The following is a 24,277-nucleotide window of genomic DNA, read 5'->3' as shown; positions in this document are numbered from 1 at the left end:
ATTTCTCTCATTCTTTCTAACATTTCTTTGTCTCCTTTAAAAGATATTGCCTTTAGCATGGAGTATATAATCTGTGATAGTATATGTCAAGACTTTTTACATGATAAATTCCGGTTCCAGAAACCTGATCTTTCTGGCCACGCTAAGGGCCAGTCCCATCTCTATCATAAGGAACATAATGGAGGTTCCCCCATAGCTGATAAAAGGCAGAGTAACACCTGTATTCGGCATCAGATTCAGCACAACTGCTATATTAAAGATAACCTGCAATGCAATATGTATAAAAATGCCTGTTACAAGAAGACTTCCCGAATCAGAGTCCGGTGCATTCTGTGCAATGAAAAACAGCCGATACAGAAGATATCCGAACAGGACCAATACCAGTAAAGCTCCAAAAAGCCCCAGTTCCTCGCAGATAATGGAAAAAATCATATCATTCTGAGCCTCAGGCACACTCCCCAGCTTCTGAATACTGTTACCAAGGCCACGTCCGAAAATCCCACCAGATCCAATGGCATAAAGTGCCTGAAGAGTTTGATACCCATCACCGCTGGCATAATCCTCAGGATGCAGCCATACAAGAATACGTCGGATACGGAAGCTTGAACTGGTCTCCAATGTTTTTGAAAGGATCATTACACCAATCACTGCAAGTGCAGCAATAAGGGCAAGACCGATCATAAAAGGCCGTGTCTTGGGATGTGCAACAAAAATCAGACCTGCTGTAATACAGAAAATAATAATGGCTGTACTTAAGTTACTGGTGAGTACATAGGCAGCCAGGCCCTGCAGACCTCCAAGTCCTGCCAGAACCATACAGGCCTTTAATGTTTTAACAGTTTTGCCCATCTGTACGATCATATAGGACAGGCACACGATCACTGCGATCTTGGCTACTTCTGCCGGCTGAAACTGCGGAAGCGAGCCAATCTGGATCCATCTTTTGGCGCCATGTGATTCATGCCCAAGAGACGTCTTAACAAGCCCCATCAAAACGATAGCAGCTCCATAAAGAGGCATGGTGAATTTGATAAGCATATGATAATCCAGCATAGAAATCCCGATAGCCATCACAATACAGCCCACGCTGATCAAGGCCTGCTTCTTAAAATAAAACATGTCATCATTAAAATTCATTTGTGCTATATAGGAACTGGTGCTATACAGCATGATCAAACCAAAACAGATCAGAAGAATGATCACTGCAACCAGACTGTAATCATAATAATCTGCTCTTTTTTTTCCGCCGCACAGAAGAGCCTGCTGCGCCTGCCTGCCTTTGTACCTGCTTTTGATTGTTCCATAAGATCACCCTTTACATACAAAACGGGGGCTGTCGCAGAACGCATCCTGCGGCAGCCTCTTCTTTAAATTTCCTTTATTATAGCAGAATCCTCTTTTTTAGGCAATGCAATTAATAACTAGATTATTCAGCATCTGGCGCATCAATGGATGCGGTTTCGATAATGAATTTAACATTTCCGCTCATGGAAGAATCTTTTCCTGAATATGAATCATAAGAAACCTCATCCGACTGGATTGCTTCCAGACGATCCAGGATATCCTGCAGATCTTTATCCACCATATCTTTCAGCTTAGTGATACCATCATCATAAAATTCCTTCTGTCCATCTTTCAGTTCTTCTGCGCCGTCCTTCAGATCACCAATACCATCCTGAACCTGATCACTTCCATCCTTCAGATCAGCAGCGCCCTCAGATAAGGTACCAATACCACTTGTAAGCTCCTGTGCTCCACTGTTCAGCTTGCTGCTGTTTGCACTAAGCTGACCTGCTCCGCTGCTTAAAGTACCACTGTTAGCAAGCAGCTGACCTGCTCCGCTGTACAGTGCTCCACTATTGGAGGCAAGAAGGCTTACACCGCTTTGAAGTTTTCCGGTTGCCTTATTGATCTGTTTTGTTCCGTCAGTCAGTGTCTTCTTTGCATCCTGTAATGCTTTTGCTCCCTGAAGAAGCTGTGTTGCATTTGCATCATCTTTCCCCTGAAGCTGTGTGATACCTGCATTTACTTCCTGGCTTTTCTGCAGCAATGTGTCTGCTCCTGCAAGAAGCTTTTCTGTGTCAGCCTTTACAAGAGTATCATATCCAGTTTGCAGGTTGGTATTGCCTTCTGTAAGATCTTTCACACCGGCATTTAATTTTGCTACATCTGTCGATACAGAAGAAAGATCTCCTGCTTTGGTAAGAAGACCGCCAAGTGCACTGACGCCTGCCTCTACTGCTGATGCCTGCGCTGTAATGCCGGATGCTCCGGCACTTAATTTAGCAGCATCTGCGCTGTTCTTCAGTCCCTGTGCCTCTGTTGCAAGTGTATCAATACCTGTCTCCAGAGTTTTCAGCTTATCCAGCTGTGATGTCATGTTCTCAAGACCAAGTCCTGAAATAGTTGTCTGGGCATCAGATATCTTCTTGTTAAGATTACCTGCTTCTGTACTCAGCTGACCTGCCAGTTCTGCTACTGTAGATGCAACCGCATTGGCAGATGTGGTCTGTGCATTGGCAGAATTAACAGCTTCATTGGCACTTGCAGCTACTGCCTGGGCATTTTGATCTACAGCTCCCAGATTTGTCTGTGCACTTCCAACACTGCCACTAATTCCACTTAAGATAGCATTCAGATTGGCCTTAGTCGCCTCGTCCATCTCAGCCCCAGCAAGAGCACTTTGCAGACTAGCAATCTGCGTCTGTGCATTTCCCAGGTCCTGGCTGACAGCTGCTGTGCTGGCCGTTACTGATTGTGTATCTACAGTAGCGGCAGACTGACCTGCTGCACGGACTGTGGAAAGCTGGCTTGCTGCATCAGCCATTACCTTGGCAGCTTTACCGCTTTCTGTCATTACGTCTGTCAATGTACTTTGTACAGTTCCAATTGCTTTTTTTGCAGTATCTGCAGTGGCGCCAAGTCCTGTGCTCTGTTGCTGCAGATTCGCCAGATTATCTGCAACTGCACCTGCATTATTCATGTAACTTGTAGTTCCTGCTGCAACCCCAGCTGCACCAGATACATAAGTTTCCTTAAATCCTGATCATTGCCTGTGGATTTTCAAGCTTTGCCACATCCTCTGCAACACTGTTTAACAGCTGTGCTGCATTCGTAATGCCCTGTACTGCTGTATTAATTCCAGGTACCAGCTGTCCCATTCCCTGTACCAGCTGTTTGATACCGCCTACATAAGCCTTTGTTCCATTTGCAAGGGTATCCACGCCTTCTGTATATTGTGAAACCCCTTTTGTAAGTGTCTGTGCTCCATCAACATAAGCAGTTACACCTGAAGCCAGCTGATTACCACCCTTTACATAAGCATTCACACCTTTCGTAAGTGTTTTTATGCCCTTTGCATAGTCTCCCATGTTGTCGTTTACAGTATCCACACCTTTTGTATACTTCTGCACACCGCTTGCCAATGTGTTCGTTCCCTTGGTATACTGCTGTACACCGCTTGCCAGTGTATCTGCTCCAGATGTATAAGAACTGATGCCATCAGAAAGTGTACCAGCCCCCTCTGACAGTTCTCCTACTCCATCCTGCAAAGTAGAAATACCATCTGCAAACTCTTTGTATTTCTCATCCAGTGTATCAACTCCATCGAACAAATCACTTGTTCCATCTACCAGTTTCAATGCTGCTTCATCAAGATCGTTCAGGTTATCCTTTAATTCATCCAGATCTTCATTGTCACTGAAATCAAAATTCTTAAGAAGATCAGTAAGCGCAACGGTATAAGTAGATTTTACCGGACAATTTGTTACGTCTGCTTCCATTGTAAAGCTTTCCGGAATATCAATCTTATCAGACAGATCACTGGACAGATCCAGGCTTTCCTTTAATCCAGGAATTGCCACACCTACAACCATTTCTTTATCTCCATCAGAGATAACCTTTCCATTATCTACAGTTACATTCGTATAATTATCACCAGGAAGGATCATGCCGGTCATCATAACAAAAGGTGAATAAATATCAACATCTTTGTCATCAATCTTTTTTGTTTGTTTTGCATTATTAGTATAAGTTACTTCCATACGAAGATGCTCCGTCTTGCCGGCCAGTTCTTCAGGCTTTATTTCTGTGCCATCCAGATAATATTTAATAGACACGGAAACCGGCAGATCTTTATCTGATTTACCCTGATAATAAATATCATCGCCATCAGTATTCCAGGTCACATTCTCTCCATCCTGCTGGAAAGTCTCATCACCCTTTACATTTTTAATATCTGACAAATCAGAAGTATCTGTAAGTTCTCCCTTTGTCGTTCCTGAATTCTTCAGCCAGTCAGATACGGTTACATCCGTAACTGCTCCATCTGCACCTGCATTTACATATACTGTTTCTTCTTTGGTGATCTGATCACCTGTTTCCTGTGCAGCCATTACAGTTCCTGCAGTAAGTACAGCTGCCATTCCTGCTGCTACGGTTACTGTTGCAATTCTTCTATTACGATTCATGATTTTACAACTCCCTTTCTGTTTTATTTCTGCTAATAACTTTGTCTTTATCTGCCTTTATAATTTTTATGACCAACGGTCATGTTTTGATCTATGGAATGTTATATACCAAAAATGACCAGTAGTCAATATCTTTTTCTCCAAATATTTTCCCTTATATTTATTGACTTTTAGTCATTTTTGTTTAAAATAAGAAAAAAGGCATTTACGGACTGCTTAAATACATGAGCTACTGATAGTATTTTGCCGCTTACCACCTGTACAGGCGGTAAGCGTCGCAAACCTGCTATACTTTGTTCCCTCCATATCCGCCGATCCGGGAGGTTTTTTTATGGGTAAACTGGAATCAAATAAGAAAAAAAAGAAAAACGCATTGTATACCACAGCTTTTGATCTTTTCACCACAAAAGGAATTGCAAAGACTACGATTTCAGATATCGTAGAAAGCGCTGGTGTTGCGAAAGGTACTTTTTATCTTTATTTCAAAGATAAATACGATATCCGCAACAAACTGATCTCTCACAAAACCGGAGAGCTTTTTTATGATGCACATGAAGCGCTTCTTCAGGCGCACCTTACAGATTTTAATGACCAGATTCATTTTATCGTAGATTATATCCTTACACAGCTTGAAAAGGATCATAACCTTCTTGTTTTCATTTCCAAAAATCTGGCATGGGGAATTTTTAAAGGAGCCTTTGAAGAAAAAGTGACAACCGAAACCGATGAAGACTATCATTTTTATCAGTCTTTTCTTGATCTGCTTGCTTTAAGCGGCAGGACATTTCGCTCTCCGGAGCTTGTCCTCTTTACGATCATCGAACTGGTAGGATCTACCTGCTATAGCTGTATCCTGTATTCTCAGCCAGTTACTCTGGAGGAATATAAGCCATATCTTCATGATTCAATTGATGCTATTCTTAATACTTTTTCAGAAAAAGGAGATGTCTGTCCATGAACGAAATCATAAAAGCTCTTTATTCCCGGAAATCTGTTCGTGTATTTACAGATCAGCCAGTTTCCCAAAAGGAAAAAGAGCTGATCTTAAATGCAGCTCTGCAGGCTCCCTCTGCAGGTTGCCAGCTTTTATACACCATCCTGGATATCACAGATCAGGCAAAGAAGGAACGGCTTGCCTTTCTTTGCGATCATCAGACTTTTATTGCCAATGCACCTGTTGTTCTGATTTTTTGTGCAGATTGCCGCAAATGGCTGTCTTTCTATAGAGAAGCCGGACTTATCCCAAGGGATCCAGGACCTGGAGATCTTTTTCTTTCTATTGAGGATGCGCTCATTGCTGCTCAAAATACAGTAACTGCTGCCCAAAGCCTGGGCCTTGGCTCCTGTTATATTGGTGATATTATGGAAAATGCTGAGGATGTAAAAGCCCTGCTTAATATCCCGGAATATGTATATCCTGCATGCATGCTTGTTCTTGGTTATCCAACTGCACAGCAGCAGACCAGGCCAAAGCCGGGTCGTTTTTCTCTTTCCCATATGGTTTGCGAAAACGGATATCAGGATAAAACAAGTGAAGAAATTCAGGATATGTTCACTGGTCATACCGGTGCCAAAAATTATCAGGACTGGATGTCTGCTTTTTGCACACGTAAATATGAATCCGATTTTTCCAGGGAAATGAACCGTTCTGCTAAAATTTACCTGAAAGATTTTATGGATCAGTCTTTGAAAGAAAGCAATTAAAATTATTAATCATATTCATCAGCCATCAGCCAATGCAGTTGTTCCAGAAGAAGCTGTTCACTACTATCTTTTTTCGTTCCATATCTGTCTTTCCTGAATTATGACCATTCTGTTGCTTAATAACCATTTTTCATGTTTTCTCATATGCTATATGGTAACCGTTGTTATTATTCAGAAAGGACATCTATATGGAACGAAATTCTTCTATGCGTCCCTGCTGTCGTCCCTACCAGCGAACCTGCGGAATGATGAACCAGACGCCCATGCCCATTCACTCAGATGATTTCAAAAATAATTTCTGTTCAAATACACCTGCATTCAAAAAATCCTGCCCTATTCCCGAATCTTCAGAAAACATTTGTGAAATGTTTCAGCATCTTCAACATCTTCCAGTTACTATGGCTTATGTTCCAGATCAACAAATGGCTTCCGTTTATGAACCAGGGTATGCTTTACAAGCAGGTACCATTTTCCCACAGATTTGCAAACCATTTTGTGGAAAGAGAGGTAGCTGCAGATGAACTGTTCTAAAAATCAGGCCAGATCCAGGCTTTTAAACCAAATTAACGAAAACAGTTTTACTGTAAACGATATTCTTCTTTATCTGGATACCCATCCTCATGACCAGAAAGCTCTTTCTTATTACCAAGAGGCAGTTTCATGTCGTAAAAATTTAATGGCAGAATATGCCCGGACCTACGGCCCCCTCACAGTAGATGATGCTTCTATGGACACCAGCACTGTCTGGAACTGGATGGATCAGCCATTCCCATGGGAAAAGGAAGGAGTGTGAGCAAGTATGTGGAATTATGAAAAAAGACTACAGTACCCTGTAAACATTACCACACCAAATGCCAAGGCTGCGCAGTATATCATGAGTCAATATGGTGGCCCGGACTACGGTACCCTATAGAGTAAAAAATTGACATTTTTTCAAAGATGATACAATATTCCCGGCAGTTGGGTACCTGCCGGGAGGTTTTTATTTAATACTTCTGTTTTGCTTTAATATCCAACATTCTAATCATCATAGCAGCAGCACGTTCAGCCTGCTCATTATAATCTTTTTGTAATGAACTTTTTATTAAATTTCCCTGATTGTAATGGATAAAGTAGTGTGCAAGTTCATAAGCGACTTCATACACTACTTTTTCAAATATCTGTTGTTTACGGATTGCGACATTCTTTCCACACAATATGCTGTCAAATTTCCGTAAGTCCTGGAGCTTTAATGTAATGCCCTGTTCCTCTGCCAAAGCCAGAAGATTCTTGAAAACAAATATCGGTTCTTCCATGTGTGGAATCGCAACTTTGTTCTTGACCGGTTCTGTTTTGGTCTGGGTGGGGACTACTTCTTTCTTTTCCGGAATCTCGGGCTCCTGCTCTTTAGCTCTGAAGTAAAAATCTACCAGATATTCATAAGCTTTCCACGCTTTTTCCGTATTAAGTGATTTTGCTAGGAGTAAAGCTCCACTTTCAGTCCAGAGATATAAATGTGCACTGAATTTATGGCAGTCTGGAATTTCCCGATTGGCTTTAAACTCTCTCAATTCATTTCCTTCCAGCTTAATATAATGTTTCCCCTCTGTATACTTTTTCTTATTGTATGAAAAATTATAAGATATAGTCTTTGTATCCGTCCCGTACATTTCTGCCACTTGTGCAGAAGTCAAAACTCTTATGCCATGATATTCTGTAGTTGCCAAATTATACACTTATTTTTCCTCCAATCTTTTAATTGCAGGAAATTCACAACTATGATAAAATATTTCATAGAGGAATTTCCTCATACTGTAAGAGCGTTTATCACTTTCCTAGGGCGGTAACGCTCTTATTTCTTGTTCTCGGCATAAACCTTATTGATTCCTTCCATAACAACCTCGTACTGTGTTTTTCCTGTTACCTCACAGCACGCTTCCAGCAATGCTTTATCTTGCTTTGTTGCTCTAATCTTAATCTGCTCAGATTTAGGATTATCACTTTTCGGTCTGCCTGTTCTTGGACTCATATCCTTCACCTCACTTTTTGAGTACACAATAAATATATTACAGTGTACACAAAAAGTCAAGAAAAACTTCTACGATTTGCGATAATATTTTGCCAGGTAACAAATGTCACCTGGCGTTCTTTTTATTTCAGCATTTCATTGACCTTTTTCTGTACAGCTGCATAGTCATATCCTGCCGCCGTCAGCTTCTTTTTCCTGTCTTCTCCCACTCCCCACTTACCGGCAATTACTTCTTTCGCCAGTTCGGTTACAGACTTCTTTTTAGTGGTGTTCGTAGTCTCTGTTTTGGGATATACCTGTTTTCCATTAGAATCAAAGACTTTGTAGCCCTTGGACTGATCCGCCCTTTTCTTTGCCAGCTCCAGGCTCTCAAAAGCCCCTAACTGACTGGCAGCATCTCCCCAGGATTTCCGCACCCGATAAAATTTCTTTACAGGCGGCTTCTGAGTGTCAGCTTTTGCAGGCTCCTGTGCGGTTCCGGTCTTACCTTCCATCTTCAGCTTTACAGCCTTCCGGAAGGTGTTCATCGTATACGGCAATGCCAGACCTCTCCACAGGTGTTCCGGATCTCCATGATTAGTGGCTATTCCCCTTGCATTACCCTCTGCATGGGACAGGATCACACCGTCTTGCATGGGATTAAGGCCATATTCTGTGCAAAGGTAAGCAAACAGCTCCACAGCAGCGTTATATGTACGTCTTGCGCAGGCTCTTGCATCTGCCAGATTGGAGCATGTAAATGTACTGCCACCTGTATATCGGATCGTTGCAGGCTCACACATCTCTACGCCGATATGAGTGTTGTTTCCGGATCCGTTCCGGCCAGATCCACAGTGCCAGCCCCTGTGATTCCAGGGGAGCGTCTGGTAGACGGTTCCGGAATTTCCGTCAATGAACCCGTGGACACAGGCAGCGCCATAAGATGGACTGTTCCACATCCGTACAAAGACTTGTGCAGATGGCTGGGCGCATCCAACGGAATGGAGCATCAGGCCTTTGACTGTTATTTTTCGTCCTGCTGTATAGCAGGGATTTTTTATAAGGATAGATTTAATTATCTTCATAATATTTTTCCTCCAGTAAACCCAATAAAAAAGAGGACGATCACTCGCCCTCAGAATCTTTGTATTTTGTCCTGTCCCAGATAGATTTTACCTTTTCCCATCCACCTGTTGCCACTAAATAAACTACAAATGCAGCCATAAAAGCGGCAAAGACATAATACCAGGTGATCACCATCTTATAGTATGTACATAAGATGCTCAGCGCCACCGGGCACAGGATCAGTGATGTGACCAGCGCCACAATGCTAGTCGGAATCTTATTAAGCCCAGGCATTTCTTTTATCACCTGGACCACAATTGACACCAGAAAGGCAAGTGCTCCGATCAGTGCCAGTCCATAGGTTACATACTGCATCATTGCATTAATATTCATTTTTCATGCTCCTTTCGTTCTTCTGGCATTGCCAGGATCTTGTGATATAGTTCTGTAGCAACATCGTTGCCACCTAAGTTATGATATGCGCTATACACTTTTTTGATGGATTCTTTTGCGTAGATCGGGCAAAAATTCCTGTCTGTGTATTTGTTATAGTTGTCTACAATGCTTTCTCTCAGGAGGGACTGCACACCCTCTGCAATGGCATTGTTCTTCTTTTGCTCTTCTTTCAGTCTGCCGGACACATTTCTGTATCCGGCGGATAAAAGAGCGATAATAACTGCAAACAGCCACTCTACCCAGCGTGACTGTATAAAATTCAGAATTTCCATGTTTATTCTCCTTTGCGCCGGCGCAATATATTGTAATTGTTTTGGTTTGCGGTCTTGCTCTGGGTTCGTTCATGTGATTTTCTCCTTTCGTAATCAATGTCAGCTTAACACCTGATTTTCAGGGGCTCAGATGGAATTGATTAATAAAACACGAAGATAGGCAATGCCGGAAGCATATATACTAACGAAGTAACTGTTACGGAGAGTGGATCCTGGGCGACAGCTGCGAACATTACCGTTCCACCAGGAAAGTATGTGGTTATCCGTAAAGCCGTAAATATCAATAATTCAGACGCGTTGTGTGGCGAATCATATGAAGTTGGCAATTACGCAAGTGGATCTGGCGGTGCACTCGCTGAATATATCAATACATACAATCTTACAACACAATCAGATATGACCGTTTTTTATTATGCTGGAAGCGGTAATTCTGTAAAGCTTTCCATAACTGCAATAGCAGTTTGATTTTCAGTTTACGTTGTATGTTACCAACCACATCCGGTTAGGATGCAGGGTGCCAAAGATATAGCCTGCTACAGCTGTATCATTTGTTATCAAATAAAAAGCATCTTTGGTTTTCATCACTGTGAAAAGTCCGGAAGAAATAGCACTGTTTACGTCTGCTGCGGTATTTTTTACATTGTCAGACAAAGAAATAGTTCTTTTGTCTGCCTGGTCGCAGGGAATTGGACTGCTTACCCAATAATTATCACCGTACAACGTAAATGATACGTATAACATCTGACCATTGCCAACATTATTCGTGTTTAGTGCACTAACTGCCCCTGTCACTGTTCCGTCACCAATACCGGAAATGTTTGCTGATCCGATATTCAGTTTGGACTTAATCCAGCTTATCAGGTTGCTCCATTTTGCTTTCTTGGTTGCCGTGGAATCCTCAATCACGATAATGTCTGCATCTGACGGTGCGGTTGTTTTTTCTGTTAAGTTCGCAAATTTAATTGGTTCAAAGCTTGTTGCCATTGTTCTGTGCCTCCTTTAATTCTTTTATTGCTTTCATAAGTTCCTGGTTCTGCTTATATAAAATCTGGATCTGTTTTTCCATTGCAGGGATTAATGTCCTGTAGTTCCAGTCCTCAACCTTGCCGTTTTCGTACCGGACGGCATCTGGGAAAGCCTGTTCCATATCCTCAGCATAAAATCCTGGAATTGGCACCCCGTTCTTTTTGTCACTTGCATCCAAGTACCCGTTCTTGTACTTGAAGTAGACAACTGGAATTTCAAAAAGCTTTGTGACATCCTCCTCCAGCATATCTTTGATACGGTCTTTGTACCTTTTGGAGGATGACGCCTGACGGTAAACAGCCTGGTTCTGCATGACCAATGTTGCGGCAGATGTACTTGTTGTGGTATTGAAGATCTTGAACAGACCGCTGCCATCTGAAAATTCACCGTCGGTATTGTTGTACACATGAAATCCGTATTTTGCTGTGAGTGCGTTTCCGTTTCTTCCAAGTTCCGCACCAGCGATCTTTATCCTACCGTCTGCGTACAGCGTGATTCCATCTGCACTTCCGGCAGATGATCCTGAGTAGATGCACTGAGGATTATTGCTGATCTTCCAGCCTGCAATGGTACCCGATCCAATGGTTGCATCATCAATTGAAACATTCCCTATTGTTCCTTGGCTTATATCAACGTCTGTGAAGGTACATCCATTTGTCACTACCTCATCACTGGTTAGCTTGAAAATTGTTCCGGGTTCAACAGCTCCTCCGCTTTCTGTCGAAAAATCCGCTATAATTCTGCCGTCTGCGTATAACGTAATTCCACCATATGCCCCTGGTTCAGAACCAGAATAAATACACGAAGGGCTATTACTAATTTTCCATCCACCAATGGCACCTGTTGCCGCACTTAAATCTCCTGCGAATGTACCTGTTGCCGCTTTCAGGGAACCCGAAAATTCACCCTGATTGAAATGTACACCAGTATTATCAATATATCCTATTTGTTTTCCTGAACTATCACGGATTACTAACTTTCCGTTGCCGTTCCCCTCTCCACCAAGAGTTAGTTCACCGCCAAGTGCAGCACTGAATGATATATACAGTTTACCGTTTTTATAATACAGTCCGTTCCATCTGCCACCATCACTTAATATCTCCACTATATCAGATTGCGACAGCTGAGCGGTTGCGTCTGCTACAACAGCACAAGTCTGTTCTCCCAGAAGCTGAGTAGTTCCGCCTGCTGCATAGAACCTGCATCTGATAGATGTTACATCCCTTGGGTATCCGAAAGCATATTTTCCGTCTTTTGATACAGGAACCTTTCCATCCTTGGTGTTCAGAACAGTATACAGTGATCTGCGTACCTCTGACTCATCCTGTGTACTGGTGTATACAGTTCTCCACACCCCATCATCATTCAACACTTCCTCGATAACAAACCGACCATTTAGAGCATATTTTGTTATATCTTTTCCTACTGTGTAGTAAGCTGTAAAATCAACGTATGTTGGCGCCAGTTCTGACTGAGAAGTTTTCCTGATAATTGGGCTGGAACTAATCAGACTGTACGTCCTGCCGCTTTCACCTCCGTACACCTTGGCAATGGAAAATCTCTTTGTGGCCCTTAGGTTGTCCAGATATACAGCCGTGATATCCACCCATCCGGTATCATCAGTCAATCCTGTAACTGTATACTGTCTTTTAGAAGAATCCCAAGCACCAGTTAAGGTGTCAGACTTGGCAACAGTATACGTACACTGCCCTGTAACATCTTCCGATCCATACATTACCGTAGGTGCTGTAATGATATCATTCGGAAAAGTACCATAATCCCCATTGCTGTCCACGGAAATAGCCCTGTAATCGCTAGTCAGGCTCATGGTCAGGTTACTTGTAAGGCTTTTAGTTTTTTCATCAATGAGATCGCCTACGGTCTGACCACCGATCTTGATGGAATCAGCATTTATGACCACCTGTCCAGTTGTCAGATCTACCAAAAATTTTACATTTCCATCTTTATCTCTGACTGCAAGAGTGCCTGTATCGATATAATCTGCATTGATACCTTCTGCATACAGTATCTTCGTGATCAGATCGCCGGTCAGGATCATTCCGTATGGATATGTCTTCCCTCCGTCATTGGAAACTGCTACTGCTTCTGCAGTAATCTTGATAACAACCAGGGATTCTTCCAGAGTCGGTTTGTCGTGCAGGTAAGTGATCACGCTTTTGTCTTCCAGTTCCACCCGGGTCTCATACATACCACTGGCATTGGCAGCTGCATCCTGAAGCTTTTGCACAGCTGTTTCTCTCGCTGATCTCTCTCTGCTCACCAGATCAGCTGCTTTGATATCTGCCCTGGTTTCCCCGTTACTGTACTGACTGGCAAGCCTCAGTCCGGATTCTGCACTGTTCTTCATGGTTGTAAACCCAAAGAAGTTGAAATTTACATCTGTCAGGAAAGTATTGTATTCATTCCCTTTCCAGTCTGTGATTTTCGCCATATCCATAAATTCAGCAATCGGGTACCCAAAGCTGTCCCCTTCAAACTTACGGAAAGACACATCTTTAAAAACTGCATAAATCCATGAGATCAAAGTCCCCTCATTGCCTGTAACAAGGGGATTTGCAACAGTCAGCACATATCCCTTTGTCCCCACAAGTACTGTTTCTTTTACTTCCTCTTCCTTTCCGTCAATCGTCCTCTTTACTGTGCGCTCCATCTGTATGCCTGTGACGGTTATATCACTGGTATCAACAGTCAGATTTGACCATTCAGTAAGCTTATGGGCATTCGTCCAGTCAAAGCTGTATGTCATGATCTGCAGGTGACCGGTCCGGTCTATCCTTGCGTTTCCGCAGGCGATCATTGCAATATAGCCAATGATCTGCCGGTAGGTGTATTTATCAGATGGCTTTTCCTGGATAACGTAATCATTACGCAAAAAGTTTGTACTCCCCAAAGTAATCCCACAGATCGTACAGGCATCTGCCAGCACGTTCGCAGCTGTTGCCGGAAAAGGAAGCGCTGTTGTATATGCTTTATCCGCCTTATACATATCATCAACTGCCGTCACCAGCACAGTTGTCCCATAAGTTTCCGGCGTGATCACTGTGTAAGTGCCGTATTCAATTTTCTCTGTAGTTTCGGACAGTTCAAAGGTAAGGTACAGCCGGATCTTTGCTCCGTAGAAGTCATACTCTTTCAGATGATCGTCATCATTCAGAAGTTCTATCTGGATATTCCGGCAGATTGCACAGCCCAAGGGAATAGAATTTGCCCCTGCACTGTCCACCACACCATTATTTGACATGGAGAAATCATCTTCAGACAGATTCAGTGTGCTCCCATCCGCAAACGTAATCTGTGCATTCTCTTTGAAGTCTGTCCTGGTCTTCATCAGCTCTTTAAATTCATTGGTTACATTGATCATAACGGTTTTACCCCCTGCATATTAAATGTCAGACTGCTGATTGTTTTCTGATCCTCTGATAAAATCCCAATGGATAGGTTTCCCTTTCCAACATAGAAAGGTGCATCCCTCCACGCTCCGTAATAAGGACTGAATGCGTGCAGGGTAAATGATTTTCCCTTTCCTATAATCTGCAGGATCTTTGTGACTTCTGCAACGGGAACATTGGATGCCGTATAAGCAAACTGCTCCACTGTAAACATAGGCGTAAAATGCCCAGTCCCACCTTGGGACCGGGTACTGTCTTTTGTATATGTGGTTTCCAGGGAATACCCCAGATCTTTGTCAGGCTGCCATATGGTCTGACTATTAAGCGTAAACCTTTCTTTTGCCGCCATGTGTACCTCCTTCCTAAAGATCAAATGGGTTGCTGCCACTGTTCATCTGGCGCAGTTTTGCTTCGCTGATCATTTCATCAAATAATGTCCTGCGGTTGATCTGGGCTGTAAAATGCATATTCCCACCGCCCTGGTTCCCGCCAGATTCCTCCCGGAAAATCTTACGGAGCAATCCTTCCGGTGCCTCAATATTGTTTCCCTGCTTCTGATCACCCAGGACCGCAAGGAACTCTGACCTTGGCGGGATAACTGCACCGGTAGCAAGGTATGGAATCGTATTGATTCTTGGCAGATTCAGCCAGGATCTGTACCTCTGGCTCTGTTTTGTTACCGGGTTTTCGTAATTGTAGGTGAACGTAAAAGCGTTTTCCACACCAGCTAATGCATTGTTGATGTTTCCAACTGTGCCATTGATCCGGTCAACCACACCGTTCAATTCTCGGGCAATCCGGTCTGCTGCTGTCCCTGCAGCCTCTGCCATGTCCTCCAGATGATCTGTAACCTTTTTGGCAATCCTATCCCAATAGGTTCCGGTATTCCTGGATATATCGCCCCAGCTTCTCTGGACGGTGGACTTTACGCTGTCCATTTCCCTTTTGGTGTCTGAAGACATGGAGCCAACATTGTCAGATACGGACTTATACGCTCCACCCCACTTTTCAGAGGAAGTCGTTTCCACATCCGCAAATGCGTCATCTGTATCTTTCTTGATGTTCTCAGCAGAGGTACCGATTGTTTCAGCTGCCTCTTCTGTTTTCTTTGCCGCTGTGCCAATCCCTTCAGAAGCTGTTTCTACAGAATCATTTACTTTCTTAATGGCTCCATCTGCAGATTCACTGATATCCTTGGAATGCTCTTTCGCTGAATCGGATGCTGTCATTAAGGACTGCGGGAAAAGAGTATCAAGGATTTTATCCACATTCTCTGTAGAAGTACCCACATTTTCAATGGCTGTTTTCACAGCTTTGTAAGCCTTTTCCGCAGTTGCCCCGGATGCTTTCTGTGTATTCAGGGCTGTATCGATACCGTTGAGCTGATCCGTTGTCAGTCCAAGTTCAATACCAAGCTCCTGTAGCTTGTCATGCATCCCCTGATACTGATCGGCAGACAGCTTTGTAACATCCTTAGCTTCTGTCGTCTTATCTTTCAAATACCCAATGGCGGCTGTAATAGCGTCAATTTCATCATCTGTCAGGCTTGTCTGGGTCTTTAACGTACCAAATGCCCCTTCAAGTTCAGAAGCATTAACACCGGCATTGTACAATGCATCTCCAAGCTTCTTCCCATATTCTTCCGGGGGTTGATGTATCCTCCAGCTGCTCATTAAGGAAAAACAGATCCTGCCTGGTATCACCGGAAATTGTTCCTGCATCCTGCAGGCTCTTTGCCAGTTCCTGCATGGTTGTGCCATAGTGGGACACTTTTCATCTCCACCCTGCAGCTCATCTCCCCACGCGGCAAGCTTTCTTGTTCCTTCGCCCATCCCTGCAGCAATCAGGGCAAGTATGCCGGCGGTTCCGATAAAAGATCCTAAGCTGGTTGCAAGAGCTCCAATACCGCCGCTTCCGCTGGCACCTGCAGCCGCTTCACCAAGAGTTTCGATCGCCTCTGTTGTCTCCGGAAAGCCCTCCAGCTCAGCAGACTTTTGATTGCTCCAGTCAGATGCCGCACACATTCCGTTTCACCCAACTTTGATGCAAGTGCTTTAGTGATAGTCCATGCAAGTTCTCCAGCGCCGGTAATGCTGTTGATTTTTATTGCAGTCATGGCCAGTAAAATTCCTGCCAGGATCTTCCCAGAAAGCCCATCCTCGCCATTCCAAAGCCCTCGATAATGCACCGCCAATACCATTGATGATTGCACGGCCTACATCTTTCAAAAGCCTTAACCAGGGAAGCTGTGCAATAAAGGTACCAATACCCTCTCCCAGATCATAGAACGTGTTATCATCAAGGCCGGCCTCTATACAGTCACAAAGGTTATTTAAGAAATCGCCAAAAACTTTTCCATTATCTTCCCACTTGATCCCATTGATCAACTTTTCAAATCCGGTTTTCAGGTTTTCCTTAAAGCCCTCCCAGTCAAATTCCTCATTAAAGCCTGCAAGGATATCGAACGCCCCGTTGATCACACCAACAATAGCATCTGCAATATCAGACATGCTGATGGTCTGGAACATGGCGGTCATGGCTTTCCCGATACCGTTTCCAAGAGCCCTCCATCCGGTGATCCCTGCGCCGTCTTTCTGCCCCATTTCCTTCACGAATCCGGAAAGCATCCGCCACGGAATCATAAACTTATTTCCTAACAGGGTTCCAAGGGCTTTCCAGTCGCATCTCCCCGATCATTCCTCTCAGAGCCTTTGCCAGACCTCTTCCGATCTGTGCAAAATCAATCCCGCCTGTTCCGATCAGCTGATTAAGGGTATATACGGCAGTATTCAGTCCGGCTCCCAGTGTCCGCCCTAAAAGTGGCCAGTCAATATTTGCTACAAGGCTGTTAAATGCAGTCGTGAATGCGGTTGTGAACGCCGTGATTTTCGGCCCCACATTGTCCCAGCTGATTACGTTGTATACGTACTGCAGGCCGGTATTGATACCATCTGCAATATATTTCCCAAGGCCCTCCCAATCTTGCTCTTCCACAAGCTTTTTGATCTTATCTGCCAGATCTTTGATGGTAGAATTAATTGGTGTTTCCTCGAACATCTCACTTGGAGACGGTCCTTTATACTTTGTGGAGCCAGTATCATCCGTTTTCTTATCGTCATATCGCTGAATCTCATCAAGACCGCTAAGATAACCGGTCAGGGATTTCTTAGCCTTTTTCGCATTCTGTGAGGTTTTGTCCAGACTGGCAGCGTAATCTTCCTGTGCAGCCACAGCCTTTGTAAAAGTGCTCTGCCCTGAAAGTGCTGCTACGAACATTCCTACATAGGTCAAGGCTTTGGAAATCTGGTTGATAAATGTAACCAGGATCGGTGACACCACAGACAGGATCGGATTAAACGCTGTGGCAAAACTGTTTTTCAGCTGGGTAAGCGCCGTTGTCAGTGCCGATATACTGTTGTTGGTGGATCCGCTGTACTGTGCAAGGTTCTTGAACCCGTCAACGATTGCTGAACGTAGCTTATTGAAAAGCACAAACAAGGACCGAATCCCCAGACCGTACTTCAGCAGGTTCTTTAGCGTCAGAGTTGTTTTGTTTGCAGACTTGTGGATTCCCAGCATACCTGCGGACATTTTCTTCAGGCCATTTACCACAGTTCCGCCCAGGGCAGATGCAAGAGCCTGTGCCTTTTTCAATATAAAGGAAAATGTTTTCTTCATACTGTTAAGTGCTGCCGACAAAATGCCGGTACTTTGTGTGTTTTTCTGGACAGAACTATCCGCCCCATTCAGGGCTTCCCGGTACTCATCAATCTTAAGTTTGATGGTATCGTATGAAGTCCCCAGGCGTGAGTTCATCTGATCCAGTTTTTCCTGCTCCGCTGTCAATTGATCAGCTGTATCCTTGTACTCCTGTGAACTTTCGGGGTTGTTATAAGCAGTTCCATTCTGTTTCATTTCTGCCTGTTTTCCCTGGATAGTTGCCATCTTTTCTTCAAGTTGATCCAGCTCTTTCTCAAGTGCCTTAAATCCACCTGAATTTTCAGGAACACCCATTTTTGCCCATTCAGACAGCTTACTTTCTACCTCAGCGCCTTTATTTGCCAATGTTTCCAACTCAGAACCTAATTTTTTATACTCATCTGTCTCAACCTTCACTTCGGACAGCTGTGTCAACTTCTGTTTCAGGCCGTCTACTTTCTGTGCCTGTCTATCATACTGGGACTCCAATCTGGAAAAAGAATCTATCTGCTTCCGTATAGTCAGCTCGGCAGTCTCTCCAATTCCTTTTACGCTCTCGGCCATTTTTCGCAGAGATGCTTCCAGCCTTTGTGCGCCAACCTTCATCCCTGTCTGATCCACGGCCGTCTCAATTACAACTTTCCCATCCATTTCTGTGCCTCACCTCCTACAGCCATTTTTTCAGATTGTCCATTTCTTTTTTCTGTTCCACACTGATCTTCTTCTGCAAGGTGATCAGATCCTTATTTGCATTCAAAAATTCCTTTTCCCACTTTTCCAGCTTTTTGTGCTTTGCTTTCTTCTGCCGGATATTGACCACCTGGGAAAACAGGCAATCCCCAATCTCCATATAAGCCCCCAGGAATGTCCACCAATGAAGATATTGGAGCGCACGGATCTCACACCCCTGAACCCGGTTGATAGCAGGAATGATGATCTGGGCATCCTGTTGCCAGTCCATGGTATGGGGCTTTTTCTTCCCATCATCCTTCATTCCCATATCAATGAAGTCCAGTGCCTTTTCACAGGCTTCTGCAAAGTCTTCCGGCGGTATTGTCTGGTAGTCCTCATAAAGGATCTGTACCATGGTGTCACTCCTCACCAAAGCAATTTCCTCTTCTGATGCATCTGGCAGAAAAAGATCCGGGTCGTTCATGGCTTCCAAAATATCCAGAACTACCCGGAAGTCTGTCCGTATCTTATAATCAGTGCCGCCTACACACAGGGAAGTGGGTAGCTTCCAGGCATCCATCACTTATGGTACTTTGCCGTGTATTTGTTCTGTCGGCTCTGTACCTTTTTAAGCCGGATGTTCATTTCCGCTTCAATCACCTTCCCCAGCTGTTCCACAATCTCCTCCACATACAGCTTCCCGTTTGCAAGCGGCGTAAACGGATTCATCACCGAAAAAATAGCGGTCGAAATGTCGGCGTTAAACAGCCCGTCCAGCTTTTCCTTCAAGCCGTCCCCAAGCTCAAACAGTGCCTCCTGGGTTTCCAATTTCTTTTTCGCCGCCTCATTCAGATATTCCACCACCTTGTCATACCGGCGGGCAATATCAATGTCCGCCGGATTAAAGGAGATGGAAAACAGATGGTTTCCTTTTGTGTCAAGAAACTCATATTCCTCAATGGAAATATTGGTTTTTATCTGTTTTGCCATGGTCTATGCCCTCCTTATGATCACGCAGTTGCGTCCGCTGTGAACGCTTTTGTAGTCACATTCCAGGTTCCTTTTACCCTGTTTCCTGCCTTATACACAGTAAACGGTGTCTGGATACCGGAAGTATCACCGCCCACAGAATTAGGGATAATGTATACATCTTCCTTATAAGCCCAAACGCAGGTTGGTGCCGCATCCTCCGTGGCTCCTGGTTTCAGCAGCACATCCACCATGGTGGTTTTACACTTATCACCGGTAGCCCTGGTGTTGGCCAGCTCAAGGATCTTATTGGACAGAGCATCATCGTAATCCTCATAGTAGAACGGATCCACATCTGCCTGGGCTTCATACCCAGAATGGTGCACGGACTGCTCACCCAGGATATTTTTCTTCACCTCAACGTCCGGATTCAGTTCTTCGTTGTATTCTTCCAGGTCTTTGCCTGATCCGCACATAAACAGCTGTTTCTCCTCCAAAACTGGAATCCAGATAATGTGCCAGATATTTTCTTTCAATCATATTTTTCTTCCTTTCTGCCCATCAGGGCTTTAAAAATCATTTGCAATGGTCCGGTAAACAATCCGTGCCTGAATCATGTACCTCGCCAGTCCTTCCTGGTAATTCACCGGACAGGTTAGGCATATTCTGCAGGTTTTCCATTTTCTGGATCCTGCATTTTTCCCCAAAGTCCGGGGGGTCCCTTCTGCCTGTCCTGGTCTTCCAGCCAGTCCATAAAAGCCTGCGCAAAATTCATCGCTTCCAGGTTCAGGTCGTCCTGCCCGGAAGAATAGGCCTTTACAATGATAATGGAAAATCCATAGGCCTTCTGTTCATCCCCACACACGTATTTTTTCAGGACCTTATCTGAATACTGTGTCACCAGGGAGAAACTGTCAGGGGATTCTGGGGAAAAGTTAAGGTTAAGGATGTCCCCGCACAATTCCTCAACCTTTGGTTCGAAAAATGCCTTAACAGCATCATGTTTTGTCATGGCTGCCCTCCTTCAGATACCTTGTCTATGCAGCTGCCAGTTCGTCCTTCCTTGCTGTCATCATGGCCTGATCCCAGTGATCTGTTGCAAGAGGATGCCGGAATGTGCTGTATTTCAGCTTCCTGCCTGTGGGTGTCTTATGGGGTGGTGACCAGAATCCCATCAGTTCCCCACCGTCAAAGATTGGGATATTGGGGCCGTATACCTCACCTATATACTGATAATGCGCATAAGGGCTGTTATAAGTGATATATCCTGCATCATCATCAGCCGTAATATCCACGTTCTGGGCAAGTACCAGGTTATCGGCAGGCACATATGGATCCATTAAAGCAGCCGCCTGGCTAGCAAGAAACAGCATTCCCTGTCTGCCGCCAAGCTTCTTCTTTACAATCTCTTCCGGCGTACCGTTCCATTCAACCTTCGCGTCCAAAGATCATCCCCCCAGTCTGTAATGCTTTGCCAGCGGAAATGCTGTGTTATCTGAAAAGGCTGTCACTTTAAATGCATCCGGCTTGCATCTGTTCAGCACCTGCGCAGCTGTGTGCCCTGCAGTTCCGTTGATTTCTTCGCTGCATTCCCCTAGTACAACCAGATCATCCTGGGAAGCTGTAAAATGCCCCTTCGGAGCCTTTGCATATTCTGCATAGGAAAGATACCGTTCGTCCTTTGGGATCCGCACCACATAGGTATTCTGGACGCTTGCCTGGGTACCGTTAAAGCCTGTATTTACCTGTGATTTCCAGAAGCAGTTATGAAGCACCGTCCGGTTCCAGTGTTCCTTTTTATCCGTGCTGTCACCGGCACGGATCCGGTTGTACAAGGTAATTGTACGGGTATAATTCTGGTTCATACTCACACCCCCTGGTATAAAAGGCCGGTGTTCCCCAGATACCGGCAAATGATCTCCTTCGTCTTCCTGGCTTTCCCTTCCTCTGTGAAGTTTGACTGGGACAGATCAAAGGTTCCGGATTCCCCGTCATTGGAAAACGATGTAAGGAATCCGCCCTGTTCAGATGCCTGCTGTGAGGTCCTGTCCGCCTGATACAGCAGTTCTGCAAGCTCACAGGTACAATCTTTCACCTCGTCCGTAATAAGCCCGAAATTAGAAGCCAGACGGCTAAAGGTGTACTGATTCAGCACACGCTCTGCCTGTTTTTCCCAGTATGGAAATACTGCCTCTGGCACTGCCGGGGAACGCCCCAGCAGATAGCCGTCAGTATAATAACCATAATCAGCGTACATGGACGTTCCCTCCTTTATCAGGACTGTGCTGTAAGGGTGATTGCCTTTGTTACCGCAGTGGATGCTACCGTGAAGGTTTCAGTCACTGTGATGAAGCCTTTCTTGCTGATCTTCGCAGTGTATGTACCTGCACGCAGGTTAAACTCTGCTTTTCCATTATCATCCGTCACAAGGATTGCACCGTCTACGTTAATTCGTGCACCTGCATACGCTTTCGGGCTGGATTCTGCACCATCCGTTACGGTAAAGGTAACTTTCTGGGTAGTAGCAGGAGTACCCGGCTCCAGGTATGCAAACGCACAGCCGGTACGGTCTTCGTTCATCCGTGTAGCCGGATTCGGAAGCGCCCAGCCCATACGGAATACAACACGAAGTGCGGTCATATCCTGCTGTGCCAGGTTGTACACGATTTCCTTTGTTACTGGATCCTGGATAACACCCTGATCCAGAATCTTCACGGTTACGTCCTGACGAATGGAGTACACAGCCTGACCGAAATCACCAACCACAAGCTGAGCGATTTCCGGATAGAAGCCTCCATTCTCCGGGAATGTGATGGGCGCACCGTCCAGGGTGTACCTTGCCACATCCTGCATGTTGTTTTTGAAGATCGGCTGTCCTGTGGTGTCACGAAGACCACGAAGCTTTGCCTTAAAGTTCATCGGTGCCACAGCTCCAGATACGCCGAAGCCGTCTGTTTCTACTTTGGCAAATACGCCGCCATCTCCGAGAATCAGATCGTAATAATCTTTTCCGGTGGCAGCAGCCACATTGTTTCCGGCCTGCCTTGCCAGGGTAATGATATCTGCCTGCCACTCCCTTGGGCGGTTATCCCCAAAGATAACAGCTGCATCCACCTTCTGGCCAATGGCCTCCATGATACGTGGGGTGATCTCGCCAAAGATGTCAAATTCTGCGTCAGAAAGTACTGCATCCGGGATCGGCACGATTACAGCCAGCTCACCGGCATTCAGATATACGTTATCCCATGCCTGTCTGGTGGTCTGCTTCATACCTGTATCGCCGTCTACCCAGTAAGCAGTTGGCAGGAAGTCCAGTACACGGATCCTGGTCTGATTGCTGGTCATGTTGGGAAGCTTTCTTGCCATCCCCATAAATACAGAATTTTTCGGCGCATCCTGGAAAATACTGGATACGATCTGTTCGCGGATAATCGCCTCCGCATCGGCTCTGTTTGTAATATTTACTGGCATTCTTTACTCTCCTTTTCCGAGCAGGGATCTCAGTGCTTCATTTGCCTGCTCTTTTTTAGTCTGAACATCATTGTTAATCCCGGAAGTGGATGAAACCACCCTGGGAATCTGCACATTTGACTGGAACAGGTAATCATTGTCTTTCTTCAGGGCTGTAAGTGCCGCCTCAATGTCCTGTGCCTGATTCTTTGATGCTTTTAAAGTGTCCACATCCAAAAGGGCCATGATCGCCTTTTCATTCCTTCCGGACGCTTTCCGGATAGCGTCTTTAACAGAAGCATCAAAGGCATAATCGGACTTGATCTTCTCAATCTTGCGTCCTTGCCCTGAAGCTGCTTTGTCAGATCGGATACTTTTGTCTGTAGTCCGGCTGCATCGATTCCCTCCATAGCTTTCAGGGATGCCTGTGCTGTATCCAGCTGGGTCTTATAGGAATCCCTTTCTGCTTTCAAAGGATTTACTTCTTTCCCGTACTCTGACATAACAAACTCAACCTGTTCTGCTGTCAGTCCCTGTGCTGTTAAATCTTCTCTTTTCATTTTCCTTTTCCTTTCTTTTACTCTTGGTTTACGTGTGTGAGCCACGGATTACCGACTGTTTTACGTCTGATCAGCTGACGAAAGCATAAAAATAACACCCAGCATAACGCTGCGTGCTTTACCGCTGTTTCACGGACAGCTCCGAGATATTTAGGATCACCTCCTTCCTAGGCCTCTTCATAAGTCTTCAGAAAGATATCCGGCTTGCAGGGATACAGCTCCCCGTTCACACCCTGGATGATGTAATCCCCCAGTTTGGCGTGCATCCTGCCTTCCAGCGTCTGGATCGTACAGCCGTACACGGATATATGTCCGTCTCTCAGGCTCCGGTCAATCCAGACCTTTTCATCAGCCACCGCCTGGGTGAACCAGGGAGGGGATTCATATTCCGGATCGTCCGTCAGCTGAAAGGCTTCCACGACAACGGGGTTCTTTCGGTATTTCATTGTTCTCACCTCCTTGTCTGTCAGCAAAGATTTATTCCTCCACAAATATCCAATCTTCTGCAAGCATATCCGCCTGTGAAGCAAGCCATCCC

29 protein-coding genes and 1 pseudogene are annotated in these 24,277 nt (G+C 44.8%); 6 read left to right on the top strand and 24 right to left on the bottom strand.

The window, feature by feature from the left end:
- Positions 1-96: 96 nt before the first annotated feature.
- The 3 genes from R1Y93_RS10300 to R1Y93_RS10290 all read right to left on the bottom strand — a co-directional run bounded on the left by R1Y93_RS10300 (position 97) and on the right by R1Y93_RS10290 (position 4,469).
- The gene (locus R1Y93_RS10300; RefSeq protein ID WP_500822739.1) at positions 97-1,296 is read right to left on the bottom strand and encodes an FtsW/RodA/SpoVE family cell cycle protein; all 1,200 of its coding nucleotides are present in this window, start codon (positions 1,294-1,296) and stop codon (positions 97-99) included.
- Between the two features lie 130 nt (positions 1,297-1,426).
- Positions 1,427-2,983: a hypothetical protein gene (locus R1Y93_RS10295; protein WP_500822736.1), complete on the bottom strand. Its 1,557-nt coding sequence runs from the start codon at positions 2,981-2,983 to the stop codon at positions 1,427-1,429.
- A gap of 52 nt (positions 2,984-3,035) precedes the next feature.
- Positions 3,036-4,469, bottom strand: a complete 1,434-nt coding sequence (locus R1Y93_RS10290; RefSeq protein WP_500822735.1) for a hypothetical protein — start codon at positions 4,467-4,469, stop codon at positions 3,036-3,038.
- Positions 4,470-4,800: 331 nt separating this feature from the next.
- Here R1Y93_RS10290 and R1Y93_RS10285 point away from each other — a divergent pair, with 331 nt between their 5' ends.
- From R1Y93_RS10285 to R1Y93_RS10265, 5 genes and pseudogenes are all read left to right on the top strand, one after another.
- Positions 4,801-5,427, top strand: a complete 627-nt coding sequence (locus tag R1Y93_RS10285; RefSeq protein ID WP_500822734.1) for a TetR/AcrR family transcriptional regulator — start codon at positions 4,801-4,803, stop codon at positions 5,425-5,427.
- A complete protein-coding gene (locus R1Y93_RS10280) occupies positions 5,424-6,173 on the top strand; it encodes a nitroreductase family protein (protein ID WP_500822733.1) in 750 nt (249 codons plus the stop codon). Before R1Y93_RS10285 ends, R1Y93_RS10280 begins: the two co-directional genes overlap by 4 nt.
- Before the next feature lie 188 nt (positions 6,174-6,361).
- A complete protein-coding gene (locus R1Y93_RS10275) occupies positions 6,362-6,694 on the top strand; it encodes a spore coat associated protein CotJA (RefSeq protein ID WP_500822732.1) in 333 nt (110 codons plus the stop codon).
- Entirely contained in the window at positions 6,691-6,966 is a 276-nt protein-coding gene (locus R1Y93_RS10270) for a spore coat protein CotJB (RefSeq protein WP_500822731.1), read from the top strand. Before R1Y93_RS10275 ends, R1Y93_RS10270 begins: the two co-directional genes overlap by 4 nt.
- Positions 6,967-6,972: 6 nt before the next feature.
- Positions 6,973-7,071, top strand: a pseudogene (locus R1Y93_RS10265) (manganese catalase family protein); the annotation flags it as partial.
- Between the two features lie 88 nt (positions 7,072-7,159).
- Here the strand turns inward: R1Y93_RS10265 and R1Y93_RS10260 are convergent.
- From R1Y93_RS10260 to R1Y93_RS10240, 5 genes are all read right to left on the bottom strand, one after another.
- A complete protein-coding gene (locus tag R1Y93_RS10260; protein ID WP_500822730.1) occupies positions 7,160-7,888 on the bottom strand; it encodes an ORF6N domain-containing protein in 729 nt (242 codons plus the stop codon).
- 116 nt (positions 7,889-8,004) lie between these two features.
- Positions 8,005-8,181 carry a hypothetical protein gene (locus tag R1Y93_RS10255; protein WP_216392844.1) on the bottom strand — a complete coding sequence of 59 codons (177 nt, stop codon included), beginning with the start codon at positions 8,179-8,181 and terminating at the stop codon, positions 8,005-8,007.
- Between the two features lie 122 nt (positions 8,182-8,303).
- Positions 8,304-9,245, bottom strand: a complete 942-nt coding sequence (locus R1Y93_RS10250) for an N-acetylmuramoyl-L-alanine amidase (protein WP_500822729.1) — start codon at positions 9,243-9,245, stop codon at positions 8,304-8,306.
- Between the two features lie 40 nt (positions 9,246-9,285).
- Entirely contained in the window at positions 9,286-9,618 is a 333-nt protein-coding gene (locus R1Y93_RS10245; RefSeq protein ID WP_500822728.1) for a ribonuclease, read from the bottom strand.
- Positions 9,615-9,953, bottom strand: a complete 339-nt coding sequence (locus tag R1Y93_RS10240) for a hypothetical protein (protein WP_500822727.1) — start codon at positions 9,951-9,953, stop codon at positions 9,615-9,617. The genes R1Y93_RS10245 and R1Y93_RS10240 overlap by 4 nt, the downstream gene beginning before the upstream one ends.
- A 255-nt stretch (positions 9,954-10,208) precedes the next feature.
- Here R1Y93_RS10240 and R1Y93_RS10235 point away from each other — a divergent pair, with 255 nt between their 5' ends.
- Positions 10,209-10,418 (top strand): hypothetical protein, encoded by a 210-nt coding sequence (locus tag R1Y93_RS10235; protein WP_500822726.1) that lies wholly within the window; start codon positions 10,209-10,211, stop codon positions 10,416-10,418.
- A 3-nt stretch (positions 10,419-10,421) separates the two neighbouring features.
- On the opposite strand, the gene R1Y93_RS10230 is transcribed toward R1Y93_RS10235, so the two are convergent.
- The 16 genes from R1Y93_RS10230 to R1Y93_RS10155 all read right to left on the bottom strand — a co-directional run bounded on the left by R1Y93_RS10230 (position 10,422) and on the right by R1Y93_RS10155 (position 23,739).
- Complete coding sequence (locus tag R1Y93_RS10230; protein ID WP_500822725.1) at positions 10,422-10,937, bottom strand: hypothetical protein; 516 nt, start codon at positions 10,935-10,937, stop codon at positions 10,422-10,424.
- Entirely contained in the window at positions 10,921-14,361 is a 3,441-nt protein-coding gene (locus tag R1Y93_RS10225) for a tail fiber domain-containing protein (protein ID WP_500822724.1), read from the bottom strand. Before R1Y93_RS10225 ends, R1Y93_RS10230 begins: the two co-directional genes overlap by 17 nt.
- A complete protein-coding gene (locus tag R1Y93_RS10220) occupies positions 14,358-14,738 on the bottom strand; it encodes a hypothetical protein (protein WP_500822723.1) in 381 nt (126 codons plus the stop codon). The genes R1Y93_RS10225 and R1Y93_RS10220 overlap by 4 nt, the downstream gene beginning before the upstream one ends.
- A gap of 13 nt (positions 14,739-14,751) precedes the next feature.
- A complete protein-coding gene (locus tag R1Y93_RS10215; protein ID WP_500822722.1) occupies positions 14,752-16,413 on the bottom strand; it encodes a hypothetical protein in 1,662 nt (553 codons plus the stop codon).
- 30 nt (positions 16,414-16,443) lie between these two features.
- Positions 16,444-17,031, bottom strand: coding sequence for a hypothetical protein (locus R1Y93_RS10210; protein ID WP_500822721.1), 588 nt, complete (start codon positions 17,029-17,031; stop codon positions 16,444-16,446).
- Between the two features lie 4 nt (positions 17,032-17,035).
- On the bottom strand, positions 17,036-18,739 hold the full coding sequence (locus R1Y93_RS10205; protein ID WP_500822720.1) for a hypothetical protein: 1,704 nt from the start codon (positions 18,737-18,739) through the stop codon (positions 17,036-17,038).
- A 16-nt stretch (positions 18,740-18,755) separates the two neighbouring features.
- On the bottom strand, positions 18,756-19,340 hold the full coding sequence (locus R1Y93_RS10200) for a Gp15 family bacteriophage protein (protein WP_500822738.1): 585 nt from the start codon (positions 19,338-19,340) through the stop codon (positions 18,756-18,758).
- Positions 19,340-19,750 (bottom strand): hypothetical protein, encoded by a 411-nt coding sequence (locus tag R1Y93_RS10195; RefSeq protein ID WP_500822719.1) that lies wholly within the window; start codon positions 19,748-19,750, stop codon positions 19,340-19,342. The genes R1Y93_RS10200 and R1Y93_RS10195 overlap by 1 nt, the downstream gene beginning before the upstream one ends.
- A gap of 20 nt (positions 19,751-19,770) precedes the next feature.
- The gene (locus R1Y93_RS10190) at positions 19,771-20,265 is read right to left on the bottom strand and encodes a hypothetical protein (RefSeq protein WP_500822718.1); all 495 of its coding nucleotides are present in this window, start codon (positions 20,263-20,265) and stop codon (positions 19,771-19,773) included.
- Positions 20,266-20,384: 119 nt separating this feature from the next.
- On the bottom strand, positions 20,385-20,741 hold the full coding sequence (locus R1Y93_RS10185) for a hypothetical protein (RefSeq protein ID WP_500822717.1): 357 nt from the start codon (positions 20,739-20,741) through the stop codon (positions 20,385-20,387).
- 25 nt (positions 20,742-20,766) lie between these two features.
- The gene (locus tag R1Y93_RS10180) at positions 20,767-21,174 is read right to left on the bottom strand and encodes a minor capsid protein (RefSeq protein WP_500822716.1); all 408 of its coding nucleotides are present in this window, start codon (positions 21,172-21,174) and stop codon (positions 20,767-20,769) included.
- A 3-nt stretch (positions 21,175-21,177) separates the two neighbouring features.
- On the bottom strand, positions 21,178-21,594 hold the full coding sequence (locus tag R1Y93_RS10175) for a DUF6751 family protein (protein ID WP_500822715.1): 417 nt from the start codon (positions 21,592-21,594) through the stop codon (positions 21,178-21,180).
- A 2-nt stretch (positions 21,595-21,596) separates the two neighbouring features.
- Positions 21,597-21,986 (bottom strand): head-tail connector protein, encoded by a 390-nt coding sequence (locus R1Y93_RS10170; RefSeq protein ID WP_500822714.1) that lies wholly within the window; start codon positions 21,984-21,986, stop codon positions 21,597-21,599.
- A 17-nt stretch (positions 21,987-22,003) separates the two neighbouring features.
- Positions 22,004-23,200, bottom strand: coding sequence for a phage major capsid protein (locus tag R1Y93_RS10165; RefSeq protein WP_500822713.1), 1,197 nt, complete (start codon positions 23,198-23,200; stop codon positions 22,004-22,006).
- Between the two features lie 3 nt (positions 23,201-23,203).
- Entirely contained in the window at positions 23,204-23,461 is a 258-nt protein-coding gene (locus tag R1Y93_RS10160; RefSeq protein WP_500822737.1) for a phage scaffolding protein, read from the bottom strand.
- Complete coding sequence (locus tag R1Y93_RS10155; RefSeq protein ID WP_500822712.1) at positions 23,398-23,739, bottom strand: phage scaffolding protein; 342 nt, start codon at positions 23,737-23,739, stop codon at positions 23,398-23,400. Before R1Y93_RS10155 ends, R1Y93_RS10160 begins: the two co-directional genes overlap by 64 nt.
- Between the last annotated feature and the right edge of the window lie 538 nt (positions 23,740-24,277).

This window comes from Blautia sp. HA3515 (assembly GCF_059933065.1).
This window is presented reverse-complemented; position numbering and strand designations above follow the sequence as displayed.

What these genes read in the sequence shown, in the direction of transcription:
- R1Y93_RS10285 (WP_500822734.1), top strand. Translation starts at nt 4,801, where the DNA reads ATGGGTAAACTGGAATCAAATAAGAAAAAAAAGAAAAACGCATTGTAT.
- R1Y93_RS10185 (WP_500822717.1), bottom strand. Translation starts at nt 20,741, where the DNA reads ATGACAAAACATGATGCTGTTAAGGCATTTTTCGAACCAAAGGTTGAG.
- R1Y93_RS10275 (WP_500822732.1), top strand. Translation starts at nt 6,362, where the DNA reads ATGGAACGAAATTCTTCTATGCGTCCCTGCTGTCGTCCCTACCAGCGA.
- R1Y93_RS10165 (WP_500822713.1), bottom strand. Translation starts at nt 23,200, where the DNA reads ATGCCAGTAAATATTACAAACAGAGCCGATGCGGAGGCGATTATCCGC.
- R1Y93_RS10195 (WP_500822719.1), bottom strand. Translation starts at nt 19,750, where the DNA reads ATGGCAAAACAGATAAAAACCAATATTTCCATTGAGGAATATGAGTTT.
- R1Y93_RS10220 (WP_500822723.1), bottom strand. Translation starts at nt 14,738, where the DNA reads ATGGCGGCAAAAGAAAGGTTTACGCTTAATAGTCAGACCATATGGCAG.
- R1Y93_RS10210 (WP_500822721.1), bottom strand. Translation starts at nt 17,031, where the DNA reads ATGATTCCGTGGCGGATGCTTTCCGGATTCGTGAAGGAAATGGGGCAG.
- R1Y93_RS10225 (WP_500822724.1), bottom strand. Translation starts at nt 14,361, where the DNA reads ATGATCAATGTAACCAATGAATTTAAAGAGCTGATGAAGACCAGGACA.
- R1Y93_RS10245 (WP_500822728.1), bottom strand. Translation starts at nt 9,618, where the DNA reads ATGAATATTAATGCAATGATGCAGTATGTAACCTATGGACTGGCACTG.
- R1Y93_RS10230 (WP_500822725.1), bottom strand. Translation starts at nt 10,937, where the DNA reads ATGGCAACAAGCTTTGAACCAATTAAATTTGCGAACTTAACAGAAAAA.
- R1Y93_RS10280 (WP_500822733.1), top strand. Translation starts at nt 5,424, where the DNA reads ATGAACGAAATCATAAAAGCTCTTTATTCCCGGAAATCTGTTCGTGTA.
- R1Y93_RS10205 (WP_500822720.1), bottom strand. Translation starts at nt 18,739, where the DNA reads ATGGATGGGAAAGTTGTAATTGAGACGGCCGTGGATCAGACAGGGATG.
- R1Y93_RS10240 (WP_500822727.1), bottom strand. Translation starts at nt 9,953, where the DNA reads ATGGAAATTCTGAATTTTATACAGTCACGCTGGGTAGAGTGGCTGTTT.
- R1Y93_RS10200 (WP_500822738.1), bottom strand. Translation starts at nt 19,340, where the DNA reads ATGGATGCCTGGAAGCTACCCACTTCCCTGTGTGTAGGCGGCACTGAT.
- R1Y93_RS10270 (WP_500822731.1), top strand. Translation starts at nt 6,691, where the DNA reads ATGAACTGTTCTAAAAATCAGGCCAGATCCAGGCTTTTAAACCAAATT.
- R1Y93_RS10170 (WP_500822714.1), bottom strand. Translation starts at nt 21,986, where the DNA reads ATGTACGCTGATTATGGTTATTATACTGACGGCTATCTGCTGGGGCGT.
- R1Y93_RS10215 (WP_500822722.1), bottom strand. Translation starts at nt 16,413, where the DNA reads ATGTGTGCGGCATCTGACTGGAGCAATCAAAAGTCTGCTGAGCTGGAG.
- R1Y93_RS10250 (WP_500822729.1), bottom strand. Translation starts at nt 9,245, where the DNA reads ATGAAGATAATTAAATCTATCCTTATAAAAAATCCCTGCTATACAGCA.
- R1Y93_RS10295 (WP_500822736.1), bottom strand. Translation starts at nt 2,983, where the DNA reads ATGAATAATGCAGGTGCAGTTGCAGATAATCTGGCGAATCTGCAGCAA.
- R1Y93_RS10175 (WP_500822715.1), bottom strand. Translation starts at nt 21,594, where the DNA reads ATGAACCAGAATTATACCCGTACAATTACCTTGTACAACCGGATCCGT.
- R1Y93_RS10155 (WP_500822712.1), bottom strand. Translation starts at nt 23,739, where the DNA reads ATGAAAAGAGAAGATTTAACAGCACAGGGACTGACAGCAGAACAGGTT.
- R1Y93_RS10290 (WP_500822735.1), bottom strand. Translation starts at nt 4,469, where the DNA reads ATGAATCGTAATAGAAGAATTGCAACAGTAACCGTAGCAGCAGGAATG.
- R1Y93_RS10255 (WP_216392844.1), bottom strand. Translation starts at nt 8,181, where the DNA reads ATGAGTCCAAGAACAGGCAGACCGAAAAGTGATAATCCTAAATCTGAG.